The sequence below is a fragment of the Burkholderia sp. LS-044 genome, from assembly GCF_004803625.1.
In the GTDB taxonomy this organism is placed as follows: Bacteria; Pseudomonadota; Gammaproteobacteria; order Burkholderiales; family Burkholderiaceae; genus Burkholderia; species Burkholderia cepacia.
Window position 1 is genome coordinate 76,849 of sequence record NZ_SSWO01000017.1, and the last position, 14,189, is coordinate 91,037.

General features: G+C 68.6%; 14 protein-coding genes. 4 read left to right on the forward strand and 10 right to left on the reverse strand.

Annotated features, from left to right (window positions below):
* Positions 1-4 precede the first annotated feature (4 nt).
* The 3 genes from E9536_RS32690 to E9536_RS32700 form a co-directional block, all read right to left on the reverse strand.
* The gene (locus E9536_RS32690) at positions 5-961 is read right to left on the reverse strand and encodes a 2-hydroxyacid dehydrogenase (RefSeq protein ID WP_136472161.1); all 957 of its coding nucleotides are present in this window, start codon (positions 959-961) and stop codon (positions 5-7) included.
* 69 nt (positions 962-1,030) lie between these two features.
* Positions 1,031-2,479: an MFS transporter gene (locus E9536_RS32695; protein WP_136472163.1), complete on the reverse strand. Its 1,449-nt coding sequence runs from the start codon at positions 2,477-2,479 to the stop codon at positions 1,031-1,033.
* A gap of 153 nt (positions 2,480-2,632) precedes the next feature.
* Positions 2,633-3,406 carry an SDR family NAD(P)-dependent oxidoreductase gene (locus tag E9536_RS32700; protein ID WP_027788397.1) on the reverse strand — a complete coding sequence of 258 codons (774 nt, stop codon included), beginning with the start codon at positions 3,404-3,406 and terminating at the stop codon, positions 2,633-2,635.
* A 151-nt stretch (positions 3,407-3,557) separates the two neighbouring features.
* Here E9536_RS32700 and E9536_RS32705 point away from each other — a divergent pair, with 151 nt between their 5' ends.
* Positions 3,558-4,448, forward strand: a complete 891-nt coding sequence (locus tag E9536_RS32705) for a LysR family transcriptional regulator (RefSeq protein WP_136472165.1) — start codon at positions 3,558-3,560, stop codon at positions 4,446-4,448.
* A 75-nt stretch (positions 4,449-4,523) separates the two neighbouring features.
* Here the strand turns inward: E9536_RS32705 and gap are convergent, their stop codons facing one another.
* On the reverse strand, positions 4,524-5,534 hold the full coding sequence (gene gap, locus E9536_RS32710) for a type I glyceraldehyde-3-phosphate dehydrogenase (protein ID WP_006485712.1): 1,011 nt from the start codon (positions 5,532-5,534) through the stop codon (positions 4,524-4,526).
* Between the two features lie 86 nt (positions 5,535-5,620).
* Positions 5,621-7,648, reverse strand: a complete 2,028-nt coding sequence (tkt, locus tag E9536_RS32715; protein ID WP_049098284.1) for a transketolase — start codon at positions 7,646-7,648, stop codon at positions 5,621-5,623.
* 259 nt (positions 7,649-7,907) lie between these two features.
* Here tkt and speE point away from each other — a divergent pair, with 259 nt between their 5' ends.
* From speE to E9536_RS32730, 3 genes are all read left to right on the forward strand, one after another.
* Entirely contained in the window at positions 7,908-8,765 is an 858-nt protein-coding gene (gene speE / locus E9536_RS32720; RefSeq protein ID WP_027788400.1) for a polyamine aminopropyltransferase, read from the forward strand.
* Between the two features lie 159 nt (positions 8,766-8,924).
* The gene (locus tag E9536_RS32725; RefSeq protein ID WP_021159271.1) at positions 8,925-9,341 is read left to right on the forward strand and encodes a VOC family protein; all 417 of its coding nucleotides are present in this window, start codon (positions 8,925-8,927) and stop codon (positions 9,339-9,341) included.
* 17 nt (positions 9,342-9,358) lie between these two features.
* Positions 9,359-10,126, forward strand: coding sequence for a 16S rRNA (uracil(1498)-N(3))-methyltransferase (locus E9536_RS32730; protein WP_059697844.1), 768 nt, complete (start codon positions 9,359-9,361; stop codon positions 10,124-10,126).
* Positions 10,127-10,183: 57 nt separating this feature from the next.
* On the opposite strand, the gene E9536_RS32735 is transcribed toward E9536_RS32730, so the two are convergent.
* The 5 genes from E9536_RS32735 to E9536_RS32755 form a co-directional block, all read right to left on the reverse strand.
* The gene (locus E9536_RS32735; RefSeq protein ID WP_059697845.1) at positions 10,184-11,014 is read right to left on the reverse strand and encodes a hypothetical protein; all 831 of its coding nucleotides are present in this window, start codon (positions 11,012-11,014) and stop codon (positions 10,184-10,186) included.
* A 62-nt stretch (positions 11,015-11,076) separates the two neighbouring features.
* Complete coding sequence (locus E9536_RS32740; RefSeq protein ID WP_247873544.1) at positions 11,077-11,832, reverse strand: hypothetical protein; 756 nt, start codon at positions 11,830-11,832, stop codon at positions 11,077-11,079.
* Between the two features lie 35 nt (positions 11,833-11,867).
* Complete coding sequence (locus E9536_RS32745; RefSeq protein ID WP_136472169.1) at positions 11,868-12,605, reverse strand: hypothetical protein; 738 nt, start codon at positions 12,603-12,605, stop codon at positions 11,868-11,870.
* A gap of 215 nt (positions 12,606-12,820) precedes the next feature.
* Positions 12,821-13,384, reverse strand: a complete 564-nt coding sequence (locus tag E9536_RS32750; RefSeq protein WP_136472171.1) for a barstar family protein — start codon at positions 13,382-13,384, stop codon at positions 12,821-12,823.
* A gap of 16 nt (positions 13,385-13,400) precedes the next feature.
* A complete protein-coding gene (locus tag E9536_RS32755; RefSeq protein ID WP_006476946.1) occupies positions 13,401-13,832 on the reverse strand; it encodes a ribonuclease in 432 nt (143 codons plus the stop codon).
* Positions 13,833-14,189: the final 357 nt, after the last annotated feature.

Genomic DNA, 14,189 nt, shown 5'->3' on the forward strand with positions numbered 1-14,189 from the left:
CTCCTCAGACGACCGGCGTGACCAGCGGCGCGCCGGCGAAGTGCGCGGCAAGGTTGTCGCGCACCAGCCAGCCCATCGCCTGGCGCGTCTCGATCGTGCCGCTCGCATGGTGCGGCTGCAGCAGCACGTTCGGCAACGCGAGGAAACGCGGGTCGATGCGCGGCTCGTTCCAGAACACGTCGAGCGCCGCACCGGCGATCGCACCGCGCTCGAGCGCGTCGAGCAGCGCGGGTTCGTCGACGGTCGTGCCGCGCGACACGTTCACCAGATAACCTTGCGGCCCGAGTGCGTCGAGCACGTCGGCGCCGACGAGGTGACGCGTCGCCGGCCCGCCCGCGAGCGTGACGATCAGCAGGTCGCACCAGCCGGCCAGCTCGGCGAGGTCGCCGAAAAAGCGGTGCGGGCTGTCCACGCGCGGCGCGACGTCGAAGTAGCCGAGCTCGACGTCGAAGCCCGACAGCCGGCGCGCGATCGTCGAGCCGATCCGGCCGAAGCCGACCACGCCGACGCGCTTGCCGTACAGCCGCGTGACGAGCGGCATGTCGCCGTCGCGCCAGGCACCGGAACGCACGTACGCGTCGCCGGCGCCGATACGGCGCATCATCGCGAGCGCGAGCCCGACGCCGAGGTCGGCCACGTCGCCGGTCAGCACGTCGGGCGTGTTCGTCACGCGGATGCCGCGCTCGCGCGCGGCGGCCAGGTCGATCGCATCGGTGCCGACGCCGTAGCACGCGATGATCTCGAGCTTCGGCAGCGCGGCGATCAGCGCGGCATTCGCGCCGAGATCGCCGCGCGTCGCGATCGCGCGCACGCCGGCGCCGTGCTCGGCGAGGAACGCCGCGCGGTCGGCGGCTTCCCACAGCCGGTGGACGTCATAGCCTGCCGACAGCCATGCGTCGTCCCACGGCTGGTAAGGGCCCGTCATCAGCAGTTCGGGCCGCTGGGTCAATTCGTGCGCCATCTGCGCTTGCTCCTGTCGAGGTAAGTTGAATGCAAAGGCAGGCCGGGCCGCGTCAGCCGCCCGGCCCGTTCATGCGTGCCGCGCGAGCGCATCGGTGCCCGGGGCCTGCGCCACCTGTGCCGCGTCGAGCGGATCGTCGAGATCGCGGTTCAGCGTTTCGGGCATCCGCGACGTCGTGAACAGCGTGATCAGCGTCAGCAGCACCAGGTACGCGGCGATCGGCACCCAGGCGCGCACGCCGGCCGCGTGATCGCCGCCGTGCAGCGCGATCACGGTCGCGATGATCGTCGCGCCGACGAGCGGCGCAATCCCGCCCGCGAGCACGGCCGACACCTCGCGCGAGAACGACACGCCCATGTAGCGATGGCGCGCGCCGAACAGTTCGGGCAGCAGCGCGGCCTGCGCGCCGAGCATCCCCCAGTTCGCGAAGCCCTGCGCGACCGAGATCGCGATCACGCTCGCGACCACGTTCCCCTGGCTGAAGATCCACCACACCGGGAACGCGAGCGCGAGCTGCAACCACGCGAACGTGCGATACACGCGCACGCGGCCGAAGCGGTCGCTGAGCCGGCCCGCCAGCGGCACCGTACACGCGCCGACGGTCGCCGCGCACACCAGCGCGAGCGCGCCGATCGGCCCCTTCATGCCGATCACGCCCGCGAGATAGCTGACGGCGAGTGCCTGGTAGATCGACGAGCCGCCGTTCTCGGCCATCCGCAGGCCGATGCCGATCAGCAGCGAGCGCTTCGAATGCTGCACGGCGCTCTTCAGCGGATTCGCCAATACCTGCGCACGCTTCTCGAGCCGCACGAAGGTCGGCGACTCGTGCAGCCGCACGCGCATGTAGATCCCGACCGCGACGATCACCGCGCTGAACAGGAACGGCACGCGCCAGCCCCAGCCGTCGGTGACGCGGTCGAGGTTCGCGAGCCGCAGGAAATAGACCGCGGCCGCCAGCACCGTGCCGAGCTGGATGCCCAGGAACGGCAGCGACGCATAGAAGCCGCGCTTGCCGGGCGGCGCGTATTCGGTCATCAGCACCGCGGCGCCGGCCTGCTCGGCTCCGGCACCGAGGCCCTGCAGGATGCGCAGCAGCACGAGCAGGCCGGGGGCCCAGTAGCCCGCCGTTTCGAAGGTCGGCAGCACGCCGATCAGCGTGCTCGCGACGCCCATCAGCAGCACCGTCGCCGTCAGCACGAACTTGCGGCCGATCCGGTCGCCGAGCACGCCGAACACGACCCCGCCGAGCGGGCGCACCGCAAAGCCGACGAAGTAGGTGCCGAAGCTCGCGATCAGCCGCGTCTCGGCAGTCTGCGCGGGAAAGAACAGCGGCCCGAAAACCAGCGCCGATGCGAGCGTGTACAACGCGAAATCGTAGTATTCGAGCGCGCTGCCGAGCGAGCAGGTCCATGCCGCGCGGTTGAGCTGCTTCGTGTCGACGCCGCGGCGCTCGACGGTCTCGCCCGGCGCACCGGACCCTGCATCGTGCCGCGCGGGCGGCGGGGAAATGCGATCCATCGTTGTCTCCTGTCTCCTGCCTTCCGTTCCGGAACCCGGCGCGTACCGCGACCGGGACATCGGCCCGCTCGTGCGGCGGGCTCTTCTGGGAATTCGGATGCCGGCCGCGGCCGGCGCAACGGCGCTGCGCGCATGGCGCGCTCGCGCCGCCGCTCAGACGGCGCTGGTCAGGCCGCCGTCGACGAACAGCGTCTGGCCGTTCACGAAATCGGATGCGGCCGATGCGAGAAAGATCGCCGCCCCGCACAGCTCGTCGACGCGCCCCCAGCGGCCGGCCGGCGTGCGCTTGCACAGCCAGTCCGAGAACGCGGCGTCGTCGACCAGCGCGCGGTTGAGTTCGGTTTCGAAATAGCCGGGCGCGAGGCCGTTCGCCTGGATGCCGTGGCGCGCCCAGTCGGCGCACATCCCTTTGGTCAGCATCCGCACCGCGCCCTTGGTCGCGGCATACGGCGCGATCGTCGGCCGCGCGAGCTCGCTCTGCACCGAGCAGATGTTGATGATCTTCCCGCGGCCGCGCGCGATCATGTGCCGCGCCACCGCCTGCGCGACGTTGAACACGCCGTCGAGGTTCACGCGCATCAATGCCTGCCAGTCGTCGGGTTCGAATGCGTCGAGCGGCGCGCGGCGCTGGATGCCCGCGTTGTTCACGAGGATGTCGATCGCGCCGACGCGCGCCTCGAAATCGTCGATCGCCGCACGCACCTGCGCGTGCTCGGCGACGTCGAATACCGCGTAGTCGGCCGTGAAACCTTCCTCGCGCAGGTGCCGCACGAGCGTCGCGGCCTTCTCCTCATTGCGATCGTTGATGACGATCGCCGCGCCGGCTTCGGCCAGCCCGCGGGCGAGCGTCAGCCCGATCCCGCGTCCGGAACCGGTAATCAGTGCGCGGCGGCCGTCGAGGCGGAACCGTTCGAGCGCGTGGGTCATGCGTGTCTCCTCGTGCCAGTCGAGCCGGCGGCCCATCGCGGCCGGTCTCGCGTTGACGGTATCTTCGGCCGCCGGCCGGGCACCGCGCCAATGGTCTTTTTTGATCCGGTTATCATGAAATCTGATTACCGCTCACGCCTGCCCGCCGCCCATGGAACTCAAGCAATTGCGCGCCTTCGCCACGCTCGCGGAAGAACTGCATTTCGGGCGCGCCGCGCAGCGCCTGTTCATCGTGCAGCCCGCGCTGAGCATGCAGATCAAGGCGCTCGAGGAAGAACTCGGCGCACGCCTGTTCGAGCGCGACCGCCACAAGGTCGAACTGAGCGAGACGGGGCGCGTGTTCCTGCCCGAGGCACGCGCCACGCTGCAGCAGGCCGCGCGCGCGGAACAGATGGCGCGGCTGTCGAGCCGCGGCGAGATCGGCACGCTGCGGATCGCGTTCGTGTCGTCGGTGCTGCCCGCGCTGCTGCCGGCCGTGCTGCGCACGATGCGCGAGCGTTATCCGCTGATCACGCTCGAACTGAAGGACATGCCGACGCCCGACCAGGTCGCCGCGCTGCGCGACCGGCGGATCGATTTCGGGATGATCCGGTTGCCGGCCGCGTATGCGGGCATCGACACGCGCGTGGTGCTCGAGGAAGGCTTCGTCGTCGCGCTGCCGCTCGACCATCCGCTCGCCGCGCACGACGCCATCCCGCCGGCCGCGCTGCGCGGCCAGCCCGCGTTCGTGCTCGCGCGCCGCTACGCGCCGGGCTTTCACGACGACATGCTGCTCGCGCTGAGCCGCGCGGGCACGACGCTCGAGATCGCGCAGGAGTTCGGGGAGTTCACGACGATGCTCGCGCTCGTCGCGGCGGGGATGGGAATCGGGCTGATGCCGGCGGAGGCTGCCAGCGCGCTGCCGCCGAACGTGCTCGCGCGGCCGCTCGACCTGGCCGGGCACCGCACCGGAATCGGCCTCGCGTGGACCGATCTCGACAGCCCGCTGAAGCGCGCGTTCGTCGACGCACTCGAACACGTGACGGCGAACGCCGGGCAATAAAAAACCCGGCCGGAAAACCGGGCCGGGCTCGTTCGCCACGCCGGCCGCCTTGCGGCGGCCGCGCAACGTGCGGGATTACTTCGCGTTCGCGAATGCGACAGCCGTATCCAGCATGCGGTTCGAGAAACCCCACTCGTTGTCGTACCAGCTCGACACCTTCACGAGGCGGCCCGACACCTTGGTCAGCGTTGCGTCGAACGTCGACGAAGCCGGGTTGTGGTTGAAGTCGATCGACACCAGCGGTGCGTCGTTGTAGCCGAGGATGCCCTTCAGCGCGCCTTCCGATGCTTCCTTCATGATCGCGTTGACTTCCTCGACCGTCGTGTCGCGCTTCGCGATGAACGACAGGTCGACGATCGACACGTTGATCGTCGGGACGCGGATCGCGTAACCGTCGAGCTTGCCGTTCAGTTCCGGCAGCACGAGGCCGACGGCCGAAGCGGCGCCCGTCTTCGTCGGGATCTGGCTGTGGGTAGCCGAACGCGCGCGGCGGAGGTCTTCGTGATAGACGTCCGTCAGCACCTGGTCGTTGGTGTACGCGTGGATCGTCGTCATCAGGCCGGTTTCGAGGCCGATCTTGTCGTTCAGCGGCTTGACGAGCGGCGCGAGGCAGTTCGTCGTGCACGATGCGTTCGAGATGACGGTGTGCTCGGCCTTCAGCACGTCGTGGTTCACGCCGTAGACGATCGTCGCGTCGACGTCCTTGCCGCCCGGTGCCGAGATGATGACCTTCTTCGCGCCGCCCTTCAGGTGCGCGCTCGCCTTTTCCTTCGTCGTGAAGAAGCCCGTGCATTCCATCACGACGTCGACGCCCAGCTCGCCCCACGGCAGTTCTGCCGGGTTGCGGTTCGCCAGCACGCGGATCTTGTCGCCGTTCACGACGAGGTAATCGCCGTCGACCGACACTTCGCCCGGGAACTTGCCGTGCGCGGTGTCGTACTGGGTCAGGTGCGCGTTGGTCTTCGCATCGCCCAGGTCGTTGATCGCGACGATCTCGAGATCGTGCTTCTTGCCGTTTTCATAGAACGCGCGCAGCGTGTTGCGGCCGATACGGCCGTAGCCGTTGATTGCGACGCGAATCGTCATGGTCTATCTCCTGATGGCTGAAAAAATTCGTTTCGTGCAGCTTCACGTGCGACGCGCGCGAGGGGCGGCGCGCGTCGCGTATGTCTTTAGGCCAGCACGGCCTTGGCGGTCTCGACGACGTGCTCGACGGTGAAGCCGAAGTACTTGAACAGTACGCCGGCCGGTGCCGATTCGCCGAACGTGTCGATCCCGACGACGCCGCCTTCGAGGCCGACGTACTTGTGCCAGAAGGCGGTCACGCCCGCTTCGATCGCGACACGGCGCACGCCGTGCGGCAGCACGCGTTCACGGTATTCGGCGTCCTGGCGGTCGAACACGTTGGTCGACGGCATCGACACGACGCGTGCCGCGATGCCTTGCTGCGCGAGCGGCTCGACGGCCTTCATCGCGAGTTCGACTTCCGAGCCCGTCGCGATCAGGATGATCTTGCGCGCGACGATCTCTTCGTCCCAGTCCTTCAGCACGTAGCCGCCCTTGTCGATGTTCGCGATCTGCGCATCGGTACGCGGGTTGAATGCCAGGTTCTGGCGGCTGAAGATCAGGCTCGACGGACGGTCGGCGGCGACCGCGTGGGTCCACGCGACGGCCGTCTCGACCGTGTCGGCCGGACGCCACACGTCGTGGTTCGGGATCAGGCGCAGGCTCGACACGTGCTCGATCGACTGGTGCGTCGGGCCGTCTTCGCCGAGGCCGATCGAATCGTGCGTGAACACGAAGATCGACGGCACCTTCATCAGCGCGGCCACGCGCAGCGCGTTGCGGCTGTAGTCGGAGAACGTCAGGAACGTGCCGCCGAACGGCTTGTGGCCGCCGTGCAGCGCGAGGCCGTTGATCGCGGCGCTCATGCCGAATTCGCGCACGCCGTAGTTGATGTGGTTGCCCAGCACGACGCCCGGGCCTTCCGGATTCGCGCGGACGGCCTTCGACGCCTTCCAGTTGGTCAGGTTCGAGCCGGTCAGGTCGGCCGAGCCGCCGAGCAGCTCCGGCAGCGCGGCAGCCAGCCCTTCGATCGCCTGCTGCGACGCCTTGCGGGTCGCAACCGTCTCGGCGCGCTCGTTCGCGCCGGCGATGATCGCCGCGGCCTTTTCAGCCCAGTCGGCCGGCAGCTTGTTGGCCATCCGGCGCTCGAATTCGGCGGCTTCTGCCGGGAACTTCGCGCGATAGGCGGCGAACGTCGCGTCCCATTCGGTTTCGGCGCGCTTGCCGGCTTCCTTCGCATCCCAGGCCGCGTAGACTTCCTGCGGGATCACGAACGGCTCCCACTTCCAGCCGAGCGCTTCGCGCGTCTTCGCGATTTCTTCCGCGCCGAGCGCCGCGCCGTGCACGTCGTGGCCGCCGGCCTTGGTCGCCGCGCCCTGGCCGATCACCGTCTTGCAGCAGATCAGCGTCGGCTTGTCCGACAGCTTCGCCTTCGCGATGGCCGCGTCGACCGCGTCGACGTCATGGCCGTTCACGTTCGGGATCACGTTCCAGCCGTAGGCTTCGAAGCGCTTCGGGGTGTCGTCGTGGAACCAGTTCACGACGTCGCCGTCGATCGAGATGCCGTTGTCGTCGTACAGCGCGATCAGCTTGTTCAGCTTCAGCGTGCCGGCGAGCGAGCAGGCTTCGTGCGAGATGCCTTCCATCAGGCAGCCGTCGCCGAGGAACACGTACGTGTGGTGATCGACGATCTTCGCGCCGTCACGGTTGAACTCGTCGGCCATCAGCGCTTCGCCGAGCGCCATGCCGACCGCGTTCGCGAGACCCTGGCCGAGCGGGCCGGTGGTCGTCTCGACGCCCGGCGTGATGCCGTATTCCGGGTGGCCCGGCGTCTTCGAGTGCAGCTGGCGGAAGTTCTTCAGCTCTTCCATCGGCAGGTCGTAGCCGGTCAGGTGCAGCAGCGAGTACAGCAGCATCGAGCCATGGCCGTTCGACAGCACGAAGCGGTCGCGGTCCGCCCAGTGCGGGTTCGTCGGGTTGTGCTTCAGGTGGCGCGACCAGAGCGCGACGCCGATTTCGGCCATGCCCATCGGCATGCCGGGGTGGCCGGAGTTCGCTTGCTGGACGGCGTCCATCGCGAGCGCGCGGATCGCGTTGGCCATCAGGGTGGTGGAGGCGGGAGACGAAGTCGTCATGTCGAGTCCGGAGAACGAGTCGAGGAAACGGGGCACGGCGGCATCCGGAAGCTCGGGCGTCGATCGTTCCCGGCGCGCGGTGCGGCGCCTGACGGACGCGAAGCGGACGGAGCCTACGGACGAGGCTGCAAAGCTCGTCATTTTAACAGATGGCCTGACATTTCCCTTGTCGGCGCGTAGTGTTCCGGCACGGTTTTCCGTCAAACCGCCCGCCTCCTATAATTCAGACGTCGGAACTCCCTGCCCTGGCGGCCCGCCCGTGAGCACGACCCTTCTCTTTCATCCCACGCCCGACGCCGCGTACGGCTTCCCGAACGCCCGTCGGCTCGCGCACGTCGCGTCGCCGCACCAGCAGATCGAAGTCTGGGAAACGCCGCAGCTCGGCCGCCTGTTTACGCTCGACGGCCGGCCGATGACGTCGGTCGGCGACGAATACGTGTATCACGAGTGCATGACGCACCCGGCCGCGCTCGCGCATCCGTGCCCGAGGAAGGCGCTCGTGCTCGGCGGCGGCGACGGCGGCGCGGCGCGCCAGTTGCTCAAGCACGCATGCATCGAGCGGATCGTCGTCGCGGAGCTCGACGACGAGGTGGTCGGCATGGCGCGTCGTTATCTCGACGACGTGCACCAGGGCGCGCTCGACGATCCGCGCGTCGAGGTCGTGATCGGCGACGCCGCGCATTTCGTCACGTCGACCGTCGAACACTTCGATCTCGTCGTGTTCGACCTCACGCCGCCCGATTCGCCGGCGGCCGGCCTCTATACGCGCGAGTTCTATGCGCGACTCAAGCGGATCCTCACGCCGTGCGGCGCGATCTCGATGCACCTCGGCTCGCCGCTGTTCCACACGGCGCGCATCGCCGCGCTGCTCGACGACCTGCGCGCGAGCTTCTCGGTCGTCGATCCGTTGTCCGCGCACGTGCCGCTGTACGGCTCGCAGTGGCTGATGGCGATCGCGAGCGACACGCTCGACGCGGCCGCGCTGTTCGCGCACGACGTCGACGAGCGGCTCGCCGCCCGCCGCGTCCAGGGTTTGCGTTACTACGACGCCCGGCTGCATGCGTCCCTCTTTGCCCTGCCGCGCGCGCTGCGCGATACACTGGGCGTTCGCCGCTGAGCGTCGGCGCGGCGCCTCGCTCCGCTTTCCCGTCGTGTCTTCGCAAAATGCGTGACGTGCGGCACGGGGCGAATCGCCACGGACGCCGCGCCGCCCCCTGAACGAACGCCGAAGCATGGAATCAGCGCAAGCGCCGAAGCGCCCACACAGGAGATTTTCATGACCGATCCACGTCCGGCCAACGTGCCTTGGTTGACACCCTACCTGGCCGTACGCAACGCGCGCGCGGCCATCGATTTCTTCAAGGCCGCATTCGGCTTCGAGCTGCGCGACGTGCACGACGAGGACGGCGCGATCATGCACGTCGAGATGGCCTACCGCGGCCAGCTGATCGTGATGTTCGCGCCCGAGGGTGCGTTCGGCTCGACCGCACTCACGCCGAAGAGCGCGAACGCCACCGCGCCGCAGTCGTTCTACCTGTATGTCGACGACGTCGACGCCACCTGGCAGCGCGCGCTCGACGCGGGCGCGAAATCGCTGAGCCCGCCGCAGGACCAGTTCTGGGGCGACCGGTTCGCGCAGATCGAGGATCTCGACGGCTACCGATGGGCGCTCGGGCGCCGTCTCGACGCATGACCCCAACCGCTACACGCATGAACGAAGCCACCACCACCGCGGCCGTGCCGCGCTTTTTCGTCGACGCGGCACTGCGCGCCGACGCCACGCTCGCGTTGCCGGCCGATGTCGCGCGCCACGCGCAGGTGCTGCGCCTGCAGCCCGGCGACGTGCTCGCGCTGTTCGACGGCACCGGCGGCCAGTACCGCGCGCGGCTCGTCGAGATCGACAAGCGCAGCGCGCTCGCGCAGATCGACACGTTCGAGCCGGCCGAAGCCGAGCCGCCTTATCGCGTGACGCTCGCGCAAGGCATCGCCGGCGGCGACAAGATGGACTGGGTGATCGAGAAAGCCGTGGAGCTCGGCGTTGCCGCGGTCGTGCCGCTGTCGACCGCGCGCGGCGTCGTGAAGCTCGCCGGCGAGCGCGCGGACAAGCGCGTCGCGCACTGGCGCGGCGTCGTGCGCGCGTCGTGCGAACAATGCGGGCGCAACCGCGTGCCCGACGTCGCGCAGATCGCCGGCTTCAACGCGTGGCTCGATACGCTGCCGGCCGCGCCGGCCGACGGCGAGCTGCGGCTGCTGCTGTCGCCGCGCGCGAGCATCCCGTTCGCGTCGCTGCCCGACGCGCCGCCTGCGGCAATCGTCACGCTGCTGATCGGGCCGGAAGGCGGGCTGTCGCCCGACGAGGAAAACGCGGCCCGCGCACGCGGGTTCACCGCGCTGTCGCTCGGGCCCCGCGTGCTGCGCACCGAGACGGCCGGCGCGGCCGTGCTCGCCGCGCTCGCCGCGCGCTGGGGCGGGTGGTGATCGCGAGACGCGGCCGGGCACGCCCCGCGGCATGACGCCGGCGCACGGCGACGCGTGTCAGCGCGCCGCGCTGAACGGCTCGATGTCGATGACGGGGGAAGTCTGGAGCGCGGATGCCAGCGCGTCGAGGTTGTCCGCATCGAGCGCGAGCGCCGGCCCGGTGATCCGCAGTTTGCGCGCCGGCGGCGTCGCCCGGATCGCCGTGATCAGCGGGCCGCGATAGCGCAGGTTCATCATCATCTGCACCGCCTGCACGATGCTGACCGGCCTGCCGCCCTGCTGGAACGTGGCCGCGTCCACCGTGTCGTTCCAGCCCTGGATGAAGCCGCCGGCGTCGATCCGCGTGTTCAGGTCGATCCACCGCTGCTTCTTCGCGTCCGCGCTGTCGTCCGACGCCCGCAGCGCGTCGGACGCGCGGCTCACGTCGGCATCGTGCTTCGCGCGCCATGCCATGTAGCCGAGCGCGAACACCATGTTGTCCGGCAGGATGTCGTCGTCCTGCACGACGTCGAACAGGCGCCGCGGCGCCTGTTGCGCGACGAACGCCGGCGTCAGGATCCACACGCTCCCGTAGCGCAACGCGCCGGTCGTCCTGCCGAGCGCGGGCTCGCCGCTGTCGACCGCGATGCGCGTCAGCAGGCCGGCGTCGACCAGTTCGTCCAGTTGCGCCGCCAGCGCCGGCGACGCGTGAATCGCGGCGGCCACCGCCGCGTACTGGTCCGGTGTCGAGCGCGTGCGCAGATCGGCGAGCAGCCGCTCGACGGCCGCGTGCGCCGCCGGCGAAACCGGCAGCGCGACCGGCTCGGCGGCGTTGTCGCCCGCCACAGCCGCTCCGCACATCGAAACGGCCACCGCGACAACCAGCATCCCTCGCGTGAGGATCTTCATCGTTCACTCCCCGTTCGAATGCACGGCATGCCGGCCATGTGCAGCGGCCGGGATCGCGTCGCTTACTTGTCGGCTTCTCCGCCCGCCGAGCCGATCGGCCCCAGCAACGCATCAACCAGCGGCGACAGCACGTCACCCGGAGAACCCGTGAGCCAGCCCTTCTCGTTCGTGCCGTAGAGATCGACCTGCCCCGTCACGGGGCGGCCCATCGGGGCCTCGTCGTAGACGCGCGCCATGCCCGAGAAAAACGCGGCGAGGAAGGCCGTCCGGGCCTTGTCGGTCTTCAGGCGCGGGTTGCCCAGCTTCTCCTTCAGCGCCTTCACGCCGGGCTCCACATCGACGACACGGCACGAAAAATCGACCGTCGCGATCGATTCGCCCGCCACGTACTCGTTCGGCCTCTGCGTCGAACCGGTCGCCTTGCATTCGGAACGGGCCAGCACATGCTGATACGACGTGATCGACGCGCTGATCGGTTCGCGCAATGCCGCACGAGACCTGGCCGGCATCTTCGACAGCAGCGCGGCGATCATGTTGTCGCGCATCGTGTCGCCGAGCTTCGGGATCGCCGCGACGTCGAGTGCGTCCTTGCCGTCGAAGCGCGTGCGCATGGCATCGTTGAACCGCGCCGCCTTGGCGACGTCGCCGTTGACGAAGGTGCCGAGATACAGATCGGTGGTCTGCTCGGGCGTCAGCACCGCCGCGTGCGCGGCACCGCCCGCGACGAGCGCGAACAGCACGGCCGCGCGCGTCGCGCGGAACAACGGAAAACGCGCGCCGCGGCGCGCATGAAGGGAAACGTCCATCGGTCGGGTCATGTCGGTATCGAATCGATCGGGCCGGCGCGCCAGCCTCATTGCTGGCTGGCGGCGACCGCCGCGACAACCGGGCCGGACAGCGCATCGACGACGGGCTTCAGCAGGCTTTCGGGGCTGTCGGTCGTCCAGCCCTTGCTGTCCGAACCGACCATCTCCACCTGCCCCTTGATGCGCCGGCTGACCGGAGCGTCGTTGAACGCGCGCGCCACGTCCGTGAACGTCGTCCTGACAGCCGCGAAGCGCTGCTGGTCGGTTTTCGCGTTCGCGCGCGCTTTCGTGGCCGCGTCGCCCGGCGGCGTGACGTCGGCCACCTTGCACTCGAAACTGACCGTGGCGTGTTCCTGCCCCTTCCCGCCTGCACCCGGCGTGCGCTTGACGCCGGTGACGTTGCATTGCGAGCGCCGCAACGCGCCCGTGTACGCGACCAGCATCGAGTCGAGCGACGGCGCCAGCGCCTCGCGCGCGGATTCCGACATCAATGCCAGCGTCTGCCCGAGCATCTGTTCGCGCATGTCGCCGTACATGTCGGCCGGCAGCAGCATGTTCCGGGCCTCCTTCGGATCGGCGGTCTCGCGCACCGTGTCGTTGAATTGCTCGACCTTCGCCGCGTCGCTGTTGACGATGGCGCCCAGATAAACGTCGACGGTCTGTTCGGGTGTGAGCGCCGCGGCCTGCGCGGCAAGCGGGATGCCGAGCGACAGCGCACACGTGGCCAGCGCGCGGACGAGCGGACGGCGCGCACGGGCGCGCGCCGCAAATCGGGTAGCGGTCATGGGAAAACGGCCCTCTCTCGAATGATTGGTGTTGTGCGCCCGGCGCGGCGGCCGCGGCCGGGCTGACCGATTGTCGCGGAAAAAGGTGCGCGATGAAAGGCTTTTGTCGGGCCGGGCGCGGCGCGTGCAGCGCATCGCGCGCGGACGCAAAAAAGCCCGCTCGAAGCGGGCTTTGGGCGGGTGTTTCACCGGATCGGCCGTTGGCCGACCCGTGCTTATGCGAACGAGTAGAACACGCGGAACGCGACCTTGCGCTCGGCCCAGAATTCGGCCGCCTCGCGGAACACGTCGAGCAGCGTCTCGCGCCCTTCCTTGTCGAATTTCTGCGCGATCGGCAGCCCTTCGAGGACGATCACGAAACCGGGCTGCGCGCCGGCCTTCGCGACGAGGTCGGTCAGGCAGTCGTACAGCGCGTCGTAGTTCTTCCCGAAATGCTTCGGGAACAGGAACGATGTCGCGATCGTTTCCATCACTTCCTGCTTCGACTGCGCGGCGCCGCAATACGCATACAGGAAATGCTGGCCGAGCCGGCCGGCTTCGTCGGCAAGATCCTGCACGCGGAACGCGCGGATCGACTGCACGAGATTGGGTCGCACGGTCGTGAAAAGGCTCATAGGCTCCTCGTTCGATGAAAGCCCGGGCACGGCTTCCTGTTGCTCCGGCGTGCCGCCGGCCTGCGCCGCCGCGTGCAGTTGAATCACGCGCTGAAACAGGTTGCCGTCGCCGGCCGCGAACAGTTCCGCCGCCGCCGTTTCGTGCGCGTAGATGGAGTCGCTCATGCCATTCGTCCCGAAGTCATTCAACAATACGTTTAAAACTGTTGTAGTGGTCGCCCGTGTAATAACAGTTGTCGATCCGGCGCAACGGCCCGCCACAGACGATCCGGCGCGCGCCGCGATTGCGGGCACGTGGCGTCGGTACCGTGTACTCATGGTAGTAGCCGCGCTTCGCTTTTGGCAGGATCCGCTCGCGGTTGCCAAACACGACGCCGTCTTTCTCGTACGGATAGGGGCCGCCGGCGCCGATCAGGCCCAGCGTGGTCACGGCCTCGCGCGGAAGACTGGCGGTCGGGATCGTATCGAGCCCGCTCGCCGCGACGTCGGCCGGAACGGCCTCCCGTGCGTAAGCGGCGGAAACCAGACTGCCCGTCGGCGTGCCGACGATACCCATCGCGAACATCGCGAAGACGGACGCGAGCGCGCCGTTGCGGAGCCACTTGCGTGCCATGAACCAGGGTTCCCGCTGTTAAATCAAGTAGTTGACGACCAACAAAGGCGTTAGCGTAGCGTTATTGGCCGCGCGAATCAATGTCCGTTTGGGAATCGAAAGCATCGCGATGTCCGGAATTACGCATTTTTTACCGAAATCACACTACATTTATCTTACACAAGATAAAATAAAGGCGGCATCTCTCGTACGGCAAGACCTGCCTCCTTGCCGCGCTCGCTACCAGGAGTGGAGAGATGCTGCTGTTGCCTTGAGGGAAGCGCGTTTGCGCCCTGCCCGCGGCGTGCCCATTGCGGGCACGCCTCTTTTTGCTTTTGTTTACAATTTCGCCCGACGCGCCACGCCGGTTCGACCGGC

Coding starts and splice junctions, on each gene's coding strand:
- E9536_RS32690 (WP_136472161.1), bottom strand. CDS start 961: ATGGCGCACGAATTGACCCAGCGGCCCGAACTGCTGATGACGGGCCCT.
- E9536_RS32695 (WP_136472163.1), bottom strand. CDS start 2,479: ATGGATCGCATTTCCCCGCCGCCCGCGCGGCACGATGCAGGGTCCGGT.
- E9536_RS32700 (WP_027788397.1), bottom strand. CDS start 3,406: ATGACCCACGCGCTCGAACGGTTCCGCCTCGACGGCCGCCGCGCACTG.
- E9536_RS32705 (WP_136472165.1), top strand. CDS start 3,558: ATGGAACTCAAGCAATTGCGCGCCTTCGCCACGCTCGCGGAAGAACTG.
- gap (WP_006485712.1), bottom strand. CDS start 5,534: ATGACGATTCGCGTCGCAATCAACGGCTACGGCCGTATCGGCCGCAAC.
- tkt (WP_049098284.1), bottom strand. CDS start 7,648: ATGACGACTTCGTCTCCCGCCTCCACCACCCTGATGGCCAACGCGATC.
- E9536_RS32725 (WP_021159271.1), top strand. CDS start 8,925: ATGACCGATCCACGTCCGGCCAACGTGCCTTGGTTGACACCCTACCTG.
- E9536_RS32730 (WP_059697844.1), top strand. CDS start 9,359: ATGAACGAAGCCACCACCACCGCGGCCGTGCCGCGCTTTTTCGTCGAC.
- E9536_RS32735 (WP_059697845.1), bottom strand. CDS start 11,014: ATGAAGATCCTCACGCGAGGGATGCTGGTTGTCGCGGTGGCCGTTTCG.
- E9536_RS32740 (WP_247873544.1), bottom strand. CDS start 11,832: ATGACCCGACCGATGGACGTTTCCCTTCATGCGCGCCGCGGCGCGCGT.
- E9536_RS32745 (WP_136472169.1), bottom strand. CDS start 12,605: ATGACCGCTACCCGATTTGCGGCGCGCGCCCGTGCGCGCCGTCCGCTC.
- E9536_RS32750 (WP_136472171.1), bottom strand. CDS start 13,384: ATGAGCGACTCCATCTACGCGCACGAAACGGCGGCGGCGGAACTGTTC.
- E9536_RS32755 (WP_006476946.1), bottom strand. CDS start 13,832: ATGGCACGCAAGTGGCTCCGCAACGGCGCGCTCGCGTCCGTCTTCGCG.